This is a genomic window from Azospirillum agricola, from assembly GCF_017876095.1.
In the GTDB taxonomy this organism is placed as follows: domain Bacteria; phylum Pseudomonadota; class Alphaproteobacteria; order Azospirillales; family Azospirillaceae; genus Azospirillum; species Azospirillum agricola.
In genome coordinates this window covers 174,928-189,356 of the sequence record NZ_JAGINM010000011.1, presented here as the reverse complement: position 1 = coordinate 189,356, position 14,429 = coordinate 174,928, and the positions used below count along the sequence as shown (strand labels likewise).

The window sequence follows — 14,429 nt, the reverse complement described above, 5'->3', positions numbered from 1 at the left end:
TCGATGCCTACACCCCGTCGATGTAGGTCAGCAGCGGCGCCCAGTCGGCGCGGTGTTCGCCGGCACGCTTGCCGGGCATGTCGAACAGGCTGAGGCCGGTCGCCGCCGCGTCGGCGTAGATCTGGCTGTCGCGCAGCCGCGTCACCACCCGGTGCCCGATCCCGCCGAGGAACTGGTCCAGCCGGTCCGCCGCCTTGGTGCGCGCCCGCATCCGGTTGCCGACCACCGCCACCGCCTTCCGGTGCCTGGCGATCGACTTCAGCTCCTCCAGCTTGCCGAGGAAGCGCTGGGTCGCCTGCTCGTCGAAGGCGCCGGGCAGCACCGGCAGGACGACGACGTCCGCCATCTTCACCAGATCCTCGATCTGCCTCGTCTTCAAGGCGGCCGGCGCGTCGATCACCAGACGCTTGGTGCCGCGCGGCGCGCTGTCGAAATCCTTCGCCCAATCCATGCCGATCAGCGACGGCGCCTTTTCCGGACGACGCTCCAGCCAGCCGAGCGACGAGCGCTGGCGGTCGACGTCGGCGAGGACGGTGGGCAGCCCGGCCACGGCGGAGGCGGCCGCAAGGTGGGTGGCGATCGTGGTCTTGCCACAACCGCCCTTGATGTTGGCGACGAGGATCGTGAGCATGCGGTCGAGTCTACACCACGCCGTCGTGCTTCGACCAGAAGCGCTTGGTGTCGAGGAAATCGTGCCAGCGGGCGACGAGCTCCGCCTCGCCGTCCGACACGCCGCGGGCGTGCCAGCCGATGACGATGCCGGCGGCGCGCGGCTCGCCGGGGGCGGAGCGGCTGCCGTCCTCGTGCAGCTCGTGCAGCAGCCGGGTCGCCGTCGCCACGTCGTTCAGATGGCCGAGCGCGTCCTGGAACCCCGCCAGCTCCTGAAGATAGCGGCGCACCGGCTTGTCGTCGTAGAGGCTGCGGAAGAACTCGGCGGCGTAGCGCAGCTTCTTCAGGGCGATGCGCAGCTGGTGGCGCTGCGCCACCGGCAGATGGGCGAAGCCGTGGCCGGCCCGCTTGGCCTTCTTGTGGCGCTTCTCCAGCAGATGGTCGGCCAGGCCGGTGACCGGCCCGAACAGCCGCACCGAATCCTCGCTGACCGGCTGGTCGCGCCAGCCGCGCTTCTCCACCCAGGCGCCGAGCCCGAGCAGGAAGGCGGTGTAGCGCTCCGACCCGATGGCGGCGCGGACGGTCTCGTAGGCGCGCAGGCGGCGCGCCTCGGCGGCGGCGGCCAGCGCGTCGATGTCCTCGACCGCCGAGCGGCCGTGCCCGTCGGCGCGGTGGAAGGCGTCGCGCACCGGGGCCAGCAGCTCGGTCGCGAAGACGTCCCAGTCGCGCGCCGGGCCGAGGCTGCCGGCCAGCCACTTGATCTCGCCGACCAGCCAGAGATACTGCGGGCCCGGCACGAAGGGCCGGAACAGCGCGATGGCCGAGCGCAGGCGGCGCAGCGCCACCCGCATCTGGTGGACGCCCTCGGGGTCGTCGCCCTTCAGCGTCGCCGCCTCGTTGGCGGCGAGATGGGCGAGGCAGGCGCGCACGATGCGGCCGACGGCGCCCTCGACCGTGGTGTCGGAATCGAGCCGCAGCTTGTCGGCCTTCACCGCGGCGTCGGCCTCGCCGGCGGCCAGCGCGTAGCCGCGCGCCGCCTTGGTCCGTGTCTCCAGCCGCAGCGGCGCCAGCCTGGACAGCTCCAGCGCCAGATCGTAGAGGTCGGCGGGCGAACCGCTCTTCAGTTCGAGTTCGACCTCCGACAGCGGGGTGGTGGCGCCGCCGCCGGGCAGCCGCACCTCGCCCCGGTCGAAGGCGATCTCGATGGAGGAGGCGCCGTCGCCCTTGCCGAACGTGACGTCGAGGCTGGTGCGCTCGACGACCGAGGTGAAGACCGGCCGCAGCTCCGACTCGCCGAGCGGGCCGAGCAGATCCAGCGCCTCGCCGTCGGTGATCAGCGTCAGGTCGGGTTCGGCGGCGGTCACCGCGCATTCCCATTCGCCACGGCCGAGCCCGTCGCCGTCCGGCGCCGACTTCACGGTCTGGACGAATCCCTCGCCGGTCCGGCGCACCCGCAGGGTGACGCGGCGGTCGGCGAGACGCCCGTCCTCCGTGTCGTAATAGGTGCTTTCCAGGGTCCGCGTCACCGCCGGGGCGGTGGCCCGCGCGGCGATGGACGGGGCGGCACGCAGGGTTTCCAGATCCTCGGGCCTCGCGGCCAGCTTCAGTTCCGTCTCGCGGTTGGTGTCCGCTTCAGCCATCGCTTGCGCCTCGAACCCCCGTTCCACGGCCATACAGGCCCACAAGGTGGGTGTTTGCACAGCCCCCCGCCAGGGTCAAGTTACGGTAAAAAGACTATCATTGCGGTTGTGGAACCCGGACGGAGCGCGCCCGGCCCGCCCATGGCCGATTCGCCGCTGCCCTCACCCGGTTGGAGGCGTTGCAAAGCGGCAGGCGCTGTGCTTGGGTGCGCTCAAAATCTCCACACCCTGCCAAAGCATTGGCTTGTCATACATTGGGGAAGCGCGACGATGACCGATTTCAACACGATCGACGACCTTGAGGTGAGCGGGAAGACGGTGCTGGTGCGCGCCGACCTGAACGTGCCGATGCAGGACGGCAAGGTGTCCGACACCACCCGCATCGACCGTCTGGCCCCGACCCTGAGGGAGCTGTCGCAAAAGGGCGCCAAGGTCGTCGTGCTGTCGCATTTCGGCCGCCCGAAGAACGGGCCGGACGCCAAGAACTCGCTGCGCAACGTGCTGGACGCGCTGAGCGCCGCCGTCGGCCAGAAGGTCGCCTTCGCCGAGGATTGCGTCGGCCAGCCCGCCAAGGACGCCATCGCCAAGGTGCATGAGGGCGCCATCGTCCTGTTGGAGAACACCCGCTTCCACGCGGAGGAGGAGAAGAACGACCCCGCCTTCGCGAAACAGATCGCCGAGCTGGGCGACCTGTACGTCAACGACGCCTTCTCCGCCGCGCACCGCGCCCACGCCTCGACCGAGGGCGTCGCCCGCCTGCTGCCCAGCGCCGCCGGCCGCCTGATGGAGGCCGAGCTGAAGGCGCTGACGCTGGCGCTGGAGAAGCCGGAGCGCCCGGTCGCCGCCGTCGTCGGCGGGGCCAAGATCTCGACCAAGCTGGAGCTGCTCGGCAACATGGTCCGCAAGGTGGACCTGCTGGCGCTGGGCGGCGGCATGGCCAACACCTTCCTGTTCGCGCAGGGCGTCGATGTCGGCGCCTCGCTGTGCGAGAAGGACATGGCCGACCAGGCCCGCGCCATCATGGCGACCGCCAAGGAGAGCAACTGCGAGATCCTGCTGCCCAAGGATTTCGTCGTCGCCAAGGAGTTCAAGGCCGGCGCGGAGAACCGCGTGGTGGCCTTCGACGCCATCGGCGCCGACGAGATGGCGCTGGACGTCGGCCCGGCCACGGTGGAGTTCCTGGGGCTGAAGCTCCAGGGCGCCAAGACCATCGTGTGGAACGGCCCGCTCGGCGCCTTCGAGATCGCGCCCTTCGACGCCGGCACCAACGCGGTCGCCGGCCTCGTCGCCGCGCGCACCGAGGCGGGCGGGCTGCTGTCGGTGGCCGGCGGCGGCGACACGGTGGCGGCGCTGGCCCACGCCGGGGCGGAGGAGAAGTTCACCTACGTGTCGGCCGCCGGCGGCGCCTTCCTGGAATGGCTGGAAGGCAAGGAGCTGCCGGGCGTCGCGGCGCTGAAGAAGTAAGGGCGCCCGGCGGGGGAGGCCCGGCGCCTCCCCCGGCCCGGCGGATCCGGTGCGTTCGGGGCCATGTTCGGGGGCCGCGTTCGGGAATTGTGCCGAAACCTCTGCGGTTGGGACCGCTTTTCCTTAATCATGGCGCCGACCGTTCCCACCGTTTACGGAGCCCCGCCATGGTCCTCGACGCGCCCCCCAATCCCAGCCCGCCGCGGCGCATGGGCCAATGGAACGTGGAACAGGGCCGGGAATCCTGTTCCACGGTGTTTCAAACGTTCCAAACGTTCCATTCCCCGTCCCGCGCCGGCACGGCCGCCACGGGCGATTGCCCCGCGCCTGTCGGAATCGGCTTGCATCCCGGCGCGCCAAGCGCCATAACAGCGGTGGGAGACTGGCGTCGGACGAGTCCCTCGCCAACCCGGTCAGGTCCGGAAGGAAGCAGCCGCAACGAGTTACGGCTCGGGTCGTTCGTCCAGTCTCCTACCTTATCCCCCTTCAAAAAAACGCCAGCGAAGACAGACGGCGACAGCACGGCGCCGGGACGCTATTCTGCGCCCCGATCATCATCCGCCGTCCTTCCCTCGTCGTCTTACGGGCCAGCCGCGTGACCGATACCACCGATACCCTGGACCATCCGCCGACCGCCCCCGCGACCGGGCTGGCCTACCGGGTGCTCGCGCGCAAATACCGCCCGAAGACCTTCGACGAGCTGATCGGCCAGGACGCGCTGGTCCGCACCCTGACCAACGCCATCCATTCCGGCCGCATCGCCCAGGCCTTCATGCTGACCGGGGTGCGCGGCGTCGGCAAGACCACCACCGCCCGAATCATCGCCCGCGCGCTGAACTGCACCGGGCCGGACGGCTCCGGCGGGCCGACCGTCACGCCCTGCGGCGTCTGCGACAATTGCCGCGCGATCGCCGAGGACCGCCACGTCGACGTGATGGAGATGGACGCCGCCAGCCACACCGGCGTCGACGACATCCGCGAGATCATCGACGGCGTGCGCTACGCACCCGTGTCGGCGCGCTACAAGCTCTACATCATCGACGAGGTCCACATGCTCTCCAAGAGCGCGTTCAACGCGCTCCTGAAGACGCTGGAGGAACCGCCGAGCCATGTGAAGTTCGTCTTCGCCACCACCGAGATCCGCAAGGTGCCGGTCACGGTGCTGTCGCGCTGCCAGCGCTTCGACCTGCGCCGCGTCGACGCCCAGGTGCTGAAGGACCATTTCACCCGCGTCACCGCGCTGGAGGGCGCCTCGATCGAGCCGGACGCGGCGTCGCTGGTCGCGCGGGCCGCCGACGGGTCGGTGCGCGACGGGCTGTCGCTGCTCGACCAGGCGATCGCGCTGGCCAACGGCACGGTGACGGCGCAGCAGGTCCGCGACATGCTGGGGCTGGCCGACCGCACCCGCGTGATCGACCTGTTCGAGGCCGCCCTGTCGGCCCGCCCGGCCGAGGCGATGGACATCCTGTCCGACCTGCACCGGGTCGGCGCCGACCCGGTGGTGATCCTCCAGGATCTGCTGGATCTCGTGCACAACCTGACCCGGCTGAAGGTGGTGCCCGACACCGCCAACGACCCTTCCCTGCCGGAGGCCGAGCGCACGCGCGGCGCCGCCCTCTCCGGCCGGCTCGGCATGCCGGCGCTGACCCGCGCGTGGCAGCTGCTGCTGAAGGGGCTGGGCGAGGTGCAGGCGGCCCCGGTGCCGCAGCAGGCGCTGGAGATGGTCATCGTGCGGCTGTCCTACGCCGCCGACCTGCCGACTCCGGGCGAGCTGATCCGCCAGTTCCAGGCCCAGCAGGCCGGCGGCGGGACTGGCGGCGCCAACGGCGGCGCCCCGATGCGCGGCCCCGGCGGGACTGGCGGCGGCCCCGTCGCGGTGGCGTCGAACGGCGCGCTCGCGGTGGCCCGGCCGCTGGAGGCGGTGCAGGCCCAAGCCCACGCCCACGCCCAGCCCGCGCAGGCCGTCCAGGCGCAGGCGAGGCCCGCCCCGGCGCCCCTGCCCGTTCCGGCCGGCGAGGAGCTGTCCCCCATGCCGCGCGACTTCCGCGCGCTGGCCCAGCTCTTCTCCGAACGGCGCGAGGGCGCGCTCTACGGCTATCTGGTGGAGACGGTGCATCTGGTGCGGATGGAGCCGGGCCGGCTGGAGCTGCGGCTGAAGCCGTCGGCCCCGTCGACCTTGCCGGCCAAGGTCGGGCAATTCCTGACCGAATGGACCGGACAGCGCTGGATCGTGGCGCTCTCCGACAACCCCGGCCAGCCGACGCTGGCCGAGCAGGATCAGGCCGACAAGCGCCGCGCCCAGTCGGAGGCGGAGGCCAACCCGGTGGTGCGCGCCGTGCTCGACGCCTTCAGCGGGGCGAGGATCATCGACATCCGCGACCTCGCCGCCATCGCCGCGGCGGAGAGCGCCGAGGTTGCCGATGACGGCGAGACACCCGATTTCATGGTTCAGCAGCAGGACGACGGGATCTATTACCCGCTCGACGACGAAGGAGAGTACTGACCGATGAAGAATATCGGCAACATGATGAAGCAGGCCCAGCAGATGCAGGCCAAGATGCAGGAGATGCAGGCCAGCCTCGACCAGGTCGAGATGTCCGGCCAGAGCGGCGCCGGCATGGTCTCGGTGACCGTCAACGGCAAGGGCGAGATGAAGAAGATCAAGCTCGACAAGTCCGTCGTCGATCCGGAGGACACCGAGGTGCTGGAGGATCTGATCCTGGCGGCCTTCAACGACGCCAAGAAGAAGGTCGAGGCGCACGTCGCCGAGGAGACCTCCAAGCTGATGGGCGGTCTGAAGCTGCCGCCGGGCATCAAGCTGCCCTTCTGAGGACAAGTCCCTCTCGCGCCAGCCCCTGCCCCCTCTCCCCCCCGGGGAGAGGGTTGGGGTGAGGGGGATGCGCCGCGACGGCGTTGCGGCCATGCGACGCCCCTCACCCGGCGCCTTCGGCGCCACCCTCTCCCGAAAGGAGAGGGCATCCCCCTCACCCGGCCGGCGTTGCCGGCCAACCTCTCCCCGGGGGAGAGGCGGATTCGCGTCGCCATGATCGGACCTGAAATCGAACGCCTGATCCAGCTGCTGTCCAAGCTGCCGGGGCTGGGGCCCCGGTCGGCGCGGCGGGCGGCGCTGCATCTGATGAAGCGGCGGGACAGCCTGCTGGTCCCGCTGTCCGAAGCCATGGCGCTGGCCGGCGAATCGATCCGCGCCTGCTCGGTCTGCGGCAACCTGGACAGCCGCGATCCCTGCACCGTCTGCTCCGACCCCGCCCGCGACCGCTCGGTGATCTGCGTGGTCGAGGACGCCGGCGACCTGTGGGCCCTGGAGCGCACCCGCGCCTTCCGCGGCACCTATCATGTGCTCGGCGGCCTGCTCTCGGCGTTGCAGGGCGTCGGGCCCGACGACCTCAACCTCGCGGCCCTGGCCGAACGCGCCAAGGATCCGGCGGTGCGCGAGGTCATCCTGGCGCTGAACGCCACCGTGGACGGGCAGACCACCGCCCATGTGGTGACCGACCGGCTGGCCGGCGCCGAGGTGGCGGTGTCGCGGCTGGCGCACGGCGTGCCGGTCGGCGGCGAACTCGACTATCTCGACGACGGCACGCTGACCGCCGCGCTGAAGGCCCGCCGGCCGCTCTGAGGGAAGCAAGCCCCTCCGCTGAGGCCACGAAAAAGGCCCCGTCCCTTTCCGGGACGGGGCCTTCTTCACAGCGGAATGCCTGGGGACGTCGCCGGCCCGGCGCCGCTGCCGGCGTTACTGCGGCAGCGGCTGCGGGCTGTCGGACAGCGAACGGAGATAGGCGATGACGTTGGCGCGGTCGTTGTCCTTCTTGATGCCGGCAAAGCTCATCTTGGTGCCCGGCGCGTAGGCCTTCGGGTCGTAGAGGAACTTGTTCAGCTCGTCGTAGCTCCACTGGCCGCCGGTCTTGACCAGCGCGTCGGAATAGCCGAAGCCGGCCATGTGCCCCTTCGGACCGCCGAGGACGTTGAACAGGTTCGGGCCGACCTTGTTGGCGCCGCCCTTGTCGAAGCTGTGGCAGGCCGCGCAGGCCTTGGCCGCGTTCTGGCCGGCGGCCGGGTCGGCCGAGGCCATCAGCGGAGCGATGGGGGCCGGGCCGGCGGGAGCGCCGCCCTTCGGAGCGCCGCCCGCGCTCTGGCCTTCCGGCGTCGCGACCACGAAGGCGTTCTTTTCCGTCTTCTTCGGGTGGACGAGCACCTCGGAGGCAAAGCCGGTCAGCATGGCGATCAACCCCGCCAGCAGCACGGCACCGAAAATCTTGTTCAACTCCATGCTCATGTGAGTCACTCAGTCCTTATCTCGGTTCCCTGGGGTTTGCTCCCGCCCTTGGCAGAGGTGCCGGGTCGCACAATACCGTGCGGACACAGGCTTGTCACCGGCCGGCACAACCGAATCGCACCCTGCGGAAAGCGGGGATGCTTGACGCCGCCGACGGATCCGTGTTTCACCCGCCCCATCCTCGAAGCCGTCATCCCGAGCGCCCGCGCCATGACCGATCCGACCCTTCCGCCGCCGTCCAACCCCATCGTGGTGATCCCGGCGCGCATGGCGTCCACCCGGCTGCCCGGAAAGCCGCTGGCCGACATCCTCGGCGTGCCGATGATCGTCCAGGTCCTGCGCCGCGCGGTCGAGGCCGGCATCGGCCCGGTCGTCGTCGCCTGCGCCGAGCCCGAGATCGCCCGCGCGGTCGAGGCCGCCGGCGGCACCGCGGTGCTGACCCGGCCCGACCACCCGTCGGGCTCCGACCGCATCTTCGAGGCGGTCGGCCTGATCGACCCGGAGGGCCGGCACGACGCGATCGTGAACGTGCAGGGCGACCTGCCGACCGTCGAGGCCGCCGCCGTGCGCGCCGCCTTCGCGACCCTGTCCGATCCGGGGGTCGACATCGCCACGCTGGTGGTGCCGATCACCCGGGAGGCGGAGCGCGCGGATCCCAACGTCGTCAAGGCTGTGCTGGAACTGCGGCCCGGTGCGGCAAAGGGACGCGCGCTCTATTTCACCCGCGCCACCGCGCCGTGGGGCGAGGGCGAGCTGTTCCACCACATCGGGCTCTACGCCTACCGGCGCGCGGCGCTGGAACGCTTCGTCGGCCTGCCCCCCTCGATGCTGGAACAGCGCGAGCGGCTGGAGCAGCTGCGGGCGCTGTCGAACGGCATGCGGATCGACGCGGCGGTCGTTGACGCGGTTCCGCTCGGCGTCGATACTCCGGACGACCTGGAGCGCGCCCGCGCGCTGCTGTCGGGCCGCTCCTCCCACATTTCCCCTGCCCCTTGACGTCCGCGCGACGAACGCCCCACCCACGCACGCCAGCGGAGCCGGTCATCACCATGTCGAATTCGAACGTCATCGCCTTCCAGGGCTTCCCGGGAGCCTATTCCGATCTGGCCTGCCGCAACGCGCGGCCGACCATGACGACGCTGCCCTGCCCGACCTTCGACGCCGCCTTCGCCGCCGTGCGCGAGGGCCGCGCCTCGCTGGCGATGATCCCGGTGGAGAACTCCATCGCCGGTCGCGTCGCCGACAACCACCATCTGCTGCCCGAGGGCGGCCTGCACATCATCGGCGAGCATTTCCAGCGCGTGAACCACATGCTGCTGGCGCCGAAGGGGGCGACGCTCGACGGCCTCAGGACGGTGCGCAGCCACATCCAGGCGCTGTCGCAATGCCAGACGATGACCCGCTCGCTCGGGCTGGAGGCGATCAACCACGCCGACACGGCGGGCGCGGCCCGCGAGATCGCCGCGCTGAACGACCCGGCCCACGCCGCCATCGCCTCGTCGCTGGCCGCCGAGATCTACAACCTCGACATCCTGAAGAGCGGCATCGAGGACGCGGCGCACAACACCACCCGCTTCCTCATCATGGCGCGCGAACCGAAGCTGCCGGCGCTGGATTCCTGCAAGACCATCACCACCTTCGTGTTCAGCGTCCGCAGCGTCCCGGCGGCGCTGTACAAGGCGCTGGGCGGCTTCGCCACCAACGGCGTCAACATGACCAAGCTGGAAAGCTACATGGTCGGCGGCCGCTTCACCCAGACCCAGTTCTACGCCGACGTCGAGGGCCACCCCGACGAGCGCCCGCTGCGCCTCGCCCTGGAGGAGCTGGACTTCTTCGCCCGCGAGGTGAAGATCCTCGGCGTCTACCCGGCCAACCCCTTCCGCTACCAGGAAAGCCAGCGCATCGGCGAGGATTGAGGGCGGCGGCTCCGGCGGCGGCGCTCATCGCGCCGCCCACCCTGCTTGTTCACCCGGCGGCGATCCACTCCGCGACCAGACGGTGGGCGATCGAGTCGCGGCGGGGCAGCCGGAACTCCTCGCTGGGGACCAGATCGCGCAGCATGGCGCGGTCGTACCAGTGGGCGCTCTCCAGCTCGTCCTGCCCGGTCTCGATGTCGAAGCTGGTGGCGCGCGCCGTGAAGCCCAGCATCAGCGACGACGGGAAGGGCCAGGGCTGCGAGGACTGGTAGCGGACGTCGGTCACGGTCAGGCCGACCTCCTCCCGCACCTCGCGGATGACGGCCTCCTCCAGGCTCTCGCCTGGCTCGACGAAGCCGGCCAGCACCGAATGCATGCCGGGTGGGAAGCGCGATTGCCGGCCCAGCACCATCCGGTCGCCGCCGTCATGCACCAGCATGATGACCGCCGGGTCGGTGCGCGGGAAATGGTGGGTGGCGCAGGCCGGGTCGGTGCAGATGCGGACATGCCCGGCCTCCGCACTCGCCGCCGGGGCGCCGCAGACGCCGCAGAAGCGGTGGCGGGCGTTCCACCACGCCATCCCGCGCGCGTAGGCGCAGAGCGCCGCCTCGTCCTCCGGCATCAGCGGGCCGACGCTGCGCAGATCCTCGAAGCGCCCGAGATCCTGGAGAGCCGGAAGCGTTTCCGGCGACTCGAGGATCGACAGATCGACGGCGAAGATCGGCGCCTCATCCAGCAGGCCGAGGAAGATCGGCACCGCCTCCAGCGCGGCACCGGCCGGCACCAGCACCACGCGGGCGGCGTCGGCCGGGCCGGTGACGAAGCTGCGGGACTGCCAGACCGGCAGGATACGGGCGTCGGGGGAGTGCCAAGCCTCGGTCAGCCAGGCCTCGTTCTTGCGGCGGAGCGCGGCGCGGTCCAGCGGAACGCCCGCGTAAACATTGGGTCGGTCGGACATGGCACGCAGGCTGCCACAAGCCCGGCCCGCCGCAAAGCCCCACCATCGGCCCCAAGGCGTCGACCCCAAGGCGTCGGCCCCAGGGCATCGGGACATTCCGCCATGACCTTTCGGGTTTGCGCGGGCGGCCCACCCCGTTAGGATGCGCGCAATCGCACTTCCATGACGCCAGAGTACCACAACCAAGGAGCGACCATGACCGAGACCTGCCCCGCCCATCTGGTGGCGCTTGCCCAACGGTTGGCCGACTCCAGCGCCAGCGTGATCCGCCGTTACTTCCGCACCCCCTTCTCCATCGACGACAAGGCCGACGCCTCCCCCGTCACCATCGCCGACCGCGAGGCCGAGCGCATCATCCGCACCATCATCGAGGCCCAGCGCCCCGACGACGGCATTTACGGCGAGGAGCACGGCACCAAGAATCTCGACGCCGAATGGGTGTGGGTGATCGACCCGATCGACGGCACCAAATCCTTCATCGCCGGCCGGCCGATCTTCGGCACGCTGATCGCCCTGCTGCGCCACGGCCGCCCGGTGCTGGGCGTGATCGACCAGCCGATCGTCGGCGACCGCTGGGTCGGCGTCGCCGGCCGCCCGACGACGCACAACGGCCAGACGGTCCGCGTCCGCCCCTGCCCCGGCGGGCTGGCGGCGTCGATGTTCGGCACCACCTCGCCCGACCTGTTCCCCGGCGGGGATTACGAGGCCTACCGCCGCGTCGCGGCGCAGGTGAAGACCTCCGCCTATGGCGGCGACTGCTACACCTACGGGCTGCTGGCGTCGGGCTATTACGACCTCGTCGTCGAGTCGGGGCTGAAGCTGTACGACTTCGCGGCGCTGGTGCCGGTGGTGACCGGGGCCGGCGGGCTGATGACCGACTGGCAGGGCAACCCGCTCGACGCCAACTCGACGGGCCAGGTCGTCGCCGCCGGCGACCCGCGCACCCACCGCGAGGCGCTGGCCGCGCTCGCCGGCTGACCGCCGACCAACGATCGTTTGGACACCGACATGACCGCCGCCGTGACACCCATCGACAAGCCCGCCCGCTCCGTCTTCGAAACCTCGCCCGACAAGCTGCGGCCCTTCCTGGAGGGGCTGGCGGCGCGGGTGGCCGGCGGCGCCAACTGGATGGTGCGCAAGAAGACGGTCTGCGACCTTCTGCTCGGGCTCGACGCCTTCTTCGCGCTGCCGGCGGCGGATCGGCAGGCGCTGCTGGCCGACGGCGGCGCGCCCGAAACGGAGGGCGACGGCGGCCCGGCCGACTTCCGCAAGGTCCTGCCGCTCTATGTCGGCGCCATCCTGGAAGGGCTGGACGAGACGGAGATGACGGGGCCGGAGCAGGCCGCGATCTATCTGCTGTCGATCCATCCGGAGCATCAGGCGGCGGCCGAACGCTGGATGCTGGCCGACCCGCGCCACGGCAAGGCGGTGCGCAAGCTGATGCGCGCCGACCGCCGCTATCGCCAGTTGATGGACCGCATGGCCGACCACTGGCGCCAGGACCGCCAAGTATCCCCCGTCGCGGGAAACATCGCCTAACCTGTTGCCGGGGCGCGATTAAACCTTGACCCCGGCGTGAGCGTGGCAATCTATCGAAGGCACCTCGACCAGCCACAGGCCCCGCCGATGCGCCGAGTTCTCGCTGTCGCCGCCACGCTCGTCACCCTCGCCGTCCCGGCCCTCTCCCCGGCCTGGGCCGCCAGCGTGAGCGGTCCGGCCCTGAAACAGTTCGGCGAGCCGCGGTTCAAGTCCGGCTTCACCCATTTCCCCCACGCCAACCCCGACGCGCCCAAGGGCGGCGCGGTGACGCTGGCCGAGCCGGGCAGCTTCGACAGCCTGAACGGGCTGATCCTGCGCGGGGTCAAGCCGCGCACGCTGGGGCTGATCTCCGACACGCTGATGGTCGGGTCGGGCTGGGAGCTGGACGCCGCCTACGGCGCGCTGGCCGAGAGCGTCGAGGTCGCCGACGACCAGAGCTGGGCCGTCTTCACCCTGCGGCCGGAGGCGCGCTGGCACGACGGCGTGCCGGTGACGGCGCAGGATTTCGCCTTCACCTGGGACATGCTCCAGGCGCACGGCTCGCCCTTCCTGAAATCCTTCCTCGACCAGATCGCCAAGGTCGAGGCGGCCGACGACCGCCACGTCCGCATCGCCCTGGCCGGCAGCGGCGAGATCAAGCCGATCATCGACTTCGCCGTCTCCCTGACGCCGCAGCCCAGGCACTGGTGGACGGCGAACGGCCGAGACATCTCCAAGACGACGCTGGAACCGCCGCTCGGCAACGGCCCCTACCGGATCAAGGCGGTGGATGCCGGACGCTCGATCACCTACGAGCGGGTCGCCGACTGGTGGGGCAAGGATCTGCCGGTCCATCGCGGCTTCTTCAATTTCGACAGCGTGAAGATCGACTTCTTCCGCGACGACGACGTGATGTTCGAGGCGTTCAAGGCCGGCGGCTACGACTTCCGGGGCGAGTACCGGGCGCAGCGCTGGACCACCGGCTACGACTTCCCCGCCGTCAAGGACGGGCGGATCGCCAAGATGGAGGTGCCGAGCGAGCTGCCGCTGGGCGCCCAGGGCTTCCGCCTGAACACCCGGCGCGCCAAGTTCGCCGACCCCAGGGTGCGCGAGGCGCTGGCCCAGCTCTACGACTTCGAGTGGATCCGCAAGAACATCCTGTACGGCCAGTACCACCGCACGACCTCGAACTTCCCCAACTCCGACTTCGGGGCCAAGGGGCTGCCCACACCGGCCGAGCTGGCGCTGCTGGAGCCCTACCGCGGCCGCATCCCGGAGCGCGTCTTCACCGCCCCCTACGAGCCGCCGAAGACCGACGGCAGCGGCAACAACCGCGCCCAGGTCCGCGAAGCCACCCGCCTGTTCAAGGAGGCCGGCTGGGAGACCCGCAACGGCAAGCTGACCAACGTGAGGAACGGCGAGGTGCTGTCCGTCGAGTTCCTCGACGGCACCGGCTCGCTGTCCCGCGTGATCCAGCCCTATGTCGAGGCGCTGCGCCGGATCGGCGTCGACGCCAGCCTGCGCATCGTCGACACCGCCCAGTACCAGGCGCGCATCGACGAGTTCGACTTCGACGTCGTCATCACCAACATGAACTTCTTCACCCCGCCAGGCAGCGAGCTGCGCGGCTATTTCGGCTCCGCCGCCGCCAGGACGCAGGGCTCGGCGAACTACGCCGGCATCCAGGATCCGGTAGCCGACGAGTTGATCGAGAAGGCGCTGGCCGCCAGGGATCTGGAGACCGTGCAGGCGGCGACCCGCGCGCTCGACCGCGTGCTGCTGTGGGGCTTCTACATGGTCCCGCAATGGTACAATCCGGGGAGCTGGGTCGCCTACAAGACCCGGCTGGCCTTCCCCGCCACCCCGCCGAAATACGACCAGGACTACCGCAACACCAATTTCCCGGCCTCCTGGTGGGTCGATCCGGCGAAGGATGGCGCAAGGGACGGGGCGCGGCCTTGATGTCGACTCATTGCCGGTCTACTTCCGACAGACCGGCTCACGAAGCAAGAAAGGATCGGGCATGAGGG

13 protein-coding genes and 1 other RNA gene are annotated in these 14,429 nt (G+C 70.5%); 10 read left to right on the top strand and 4 right to left on the bottom strand.

What is annotated here, in order from left to right:
• Positions 1–7 precede the first annotated feature (7 nt).
• Together J2847_RS18070 and J2847_RS18065 are read right to left on the bottom strand one after the other, a co-directional pair.
• A complete protein-coding gene (locus J2847_RS18070; RefSeq protein WP_209780277.1) occupies positions 8–631 on the bottom strand; it encodes a ParA family protein in 624 nt (207 codons plus the stop codon).
• Positions 632–641: 10 nt separating this feature from the next.
• A complete protein-coding gene (locus J2847_RS18065) occupies positions 642–2,249 on the bottom strand; it encodes a CYTH and CHAD domain-containing protein (protein WP_209780276.1) in 1,608 nt (535 codons plus the stop codon).
• Positions 2,250–2,519: 270 nt separating this feature from the next.
• Here J2847_RS18065 and J2847_RS18060 point away from each other — a divergent pair, with 270 nt between their 5' ends.
• The 5 genes from J2847_RS18060 to recR all read left to right on the top strand — a co-directional run bounded on the left by J2847_RS18060 (position 2,520) and on the right by recR (position 7,350).
• The gene (locus J2847_RS18060; protein WP_209780275.1) at positions 2,520–3,713 is read left to right on the top strand and encodes a phosphoglycerate kinase; all 1,194 of its coding nucleotides are present in this window, start codon (positions 2,520–2,522) and stop codon (positions 3,711–3,713) included.
• A 377-nt stretch (positions 3,714–4,090) separates the two neighbouring features.
• Positions 4,091–4,188: signal recognition particle sRNA small type (gene ffs, locus J2847_RS18055), an RNA gene on the top strand.
• A 120-nt stretch (positions 4,189–4,308) separates the two neighbouring features.
• Positions 4,309–6,216: a DNA polymerase III subunit gamma/tau gene (locus J2847_RS18050; RefSeq protein WP_209780274.1), complete on the top strand. Its 1,908-nt coding sequence runs from the start codon at positions 4,309–4,311 to the stop codon at positions 6,214–6,216.
• A 3-nt stretch (positions 6,217–6,219) separates the two neighbouring features.
• A complete protein-coding gene (locus tag J2847_RS18045; RefSeq protein ID WP_085554920.1) occupies positions 6,220–6,543 on the top strand; it encodes a YbaB/EbfC family nucleoid-associated protein in 324 nt (107 codons plus the stop codon).
• Positions 6,544–6,756: 213 nt separating this feature from the next.
• Positions 6,757–7,350 carry a recombination mediator RecR gene (gene recR / locus J2847_RS18040; RefSeq protein ID WP_209780273.1) on the top strand — a complete coding sequence of 198 codons (594 nt, stop codon included), beginning with the start codon at positions 6,757–6,759 and terminating at the stop codon, positions 7,348–7,350.
• Between the two features lie 114 nt (positions 7,351–7,464).
• On the opposite strand, the gene J2847_RS18035 is transcribed toward recR, so the two are convergent.
• Positions 7,465–8,007, bottom strand: coding sequence for a c-type cytochrome (locus J2847_RS18035; protein WP_209780272.1), 543 nt, complete (start codon positions 8,005–8,007; stop codon positions 7,465–7,467).
• 210 nt (positions 8,008–8,217) lie between these two features.
• On the opposite strand from J2847_RS18035, the gene J2847_RS18030 reads away from it, so the two are divergent.
• Complete coding sequence (locus J2847_RS18030; protein WP_209780271.1) at positions 8,218–9,003, top strand: 3-deoxy-manno-octulosonate cytidylyltransferase; 786 nt, start codon at positions 8,218–8,220, stop codon at positions 9,001–9,003.
• Positions 9,004–9,056: 53 nt separating this feature from the next.
• Positions 9,057–9,923: a prephenate dehydratase gene (locus J2847_RS18025; RefSeq protein WP_209780270.1), complete on the top strand. Its 867-nt coding sequence runs from the start codon at positions 9,057–9,059 to the stop codon at positions 9,921–9,923.
• Between the two features lie 49 nt (positions 9,924–9,972).
• Here the strand turns inward: J2847_RS18025 and nudC are convergent, their stop codons facing one another.
• Positions 9,973–10,881 (bottom strand): NAD(+) diphosphatase, encoded by a 909-nt coding sequence (nudC, locus tag J2847_RS18020; protein ID WP_209780269.1) that lies wholly within the window; start codon positions 10,879–10,881, stop codon positions 9,973–9,975.
• 195 nt (positions 10,882–11,076) lie between these two features.
• On the opposite strand from nudC, the gene hisN reads away from it, so the two are divergent.
• From hisN to J2847_RS18005, 3 genes are all read left to right on the top strand, one after another.
• Positions 11,077–11,859 (top strand): histidinol-phosphatase, encoded by a 783-nt coding sequence (gene hisN, locus J2847_RS18015; protein ID WP_209780268.1) that lies wholly within the window; start codon positions 11,077–11,079, stop codon positions 11,857–11,859.
• A 30-nt stretch (positions 11,860–11,889) separates the two neighbouring features.
• On the top strand, positions 11,890–12,420 hold the full coding sequence (locus J2847_RS18010) for a hypothetical protein (RefSeq protein WP_211114771.1): 531 nt from the start codon (positions 11,890–11,892) through the stop codon (positions 12,418–12,420).
• An 87-nt stretch (positions 12,421–12,507) separates the two neighbouring features.
• Positions 12,508–14,361, top strand: coding sequence for an extracellular solute-binding protein (locus tag J2847_RS18005; protein ID WP_209780267.1), 1,854 nt, complete (start codon positions 12,508–12,510; stop codon positions 14,359–14,361).
• Positions 14,362–14,429: the final 68 nt, after the last annotated feature.

Coding starts and splice junctions, on each gene's coding strand:
- J2847_RS18045 (WP_085554920.1), top strand. CDS start 6,220: ATGAAGAATATCGGCAACATGATGAAGCAGGCCCAGCAGATGCAGGCC.
- recR (WP_209780273.1), top strand. CDS start 6,757: ATGATCGGACCTGAAATCGAACGCCTGATCCAGCTGCTGTCCAAGCTG.
- J2847_RS18035 (WP_209780272.1), bottom strand. CDS start 8,007: ATGAGCATGGAGTTGAACAAGATTTTCGGTGCCGTGCTGCTGGCGGGG.
- J2847_RS18010 (WP_211114771.1), top strand. CDS start 11,890: ATGACCGCCGCCGTGACACCCATCGACAAGCCCGCCCGCTCCGTCTTC.
- J2847_RS18070 (WP_209780277.1), bottom strand. CDS start 631: ATGCTCACGATCCTCGTCGCCAACATCAAGGGCGGTTGTGGCAAGACC.
- J2847_RS18065 (WP_209780276.1), bottom strand. CDS start 2,249: ATGGCTGAAGCGGACACCAACCGCGAGACGGAACTGAAGCTGGCCGCG.
- hisN (WP_209780268.1), top strand. CDS start 11,077: ATGACCGAGACCTGCCCCGCCCATCTGGTGGCGCTTGCCCAACGGTTG.
- nudC (WP_209780269.1), bottom strand. CDS start 10,881: ATGTCCGACCGACCCAATGTTTACGCGGGCGTTCCGCTGGACCGCGCC.
- J2847_RS18005 (WP_209780267.1), top strand. CDS start 12,508: ATGCGCCGAGTTCTCGCTGTCGCCGCCACGCTCGTCACCCTCGCCGTC.
- J2847_RS18030 (WP_209780271.1), top strand. CDS start 8,218: ATGACCGATCCGACCCTTCCGCCGCCGTCCAACCCCATCGTGGTGATC.
- J2847_RS18060 (WP_209780275.1), top strand. CDS start 2,520: ATGACCGATTTCAACACGATCGACGACCTTGAGGTGAGCGGGAAGACG.
- J2847_RS18025 (WP_209780270.1), top strand. CDS start 9,057: ATGTCGAATTCGAACGTCATCGCCTTCCAGGGCTTCCCGGGAGCCTAT.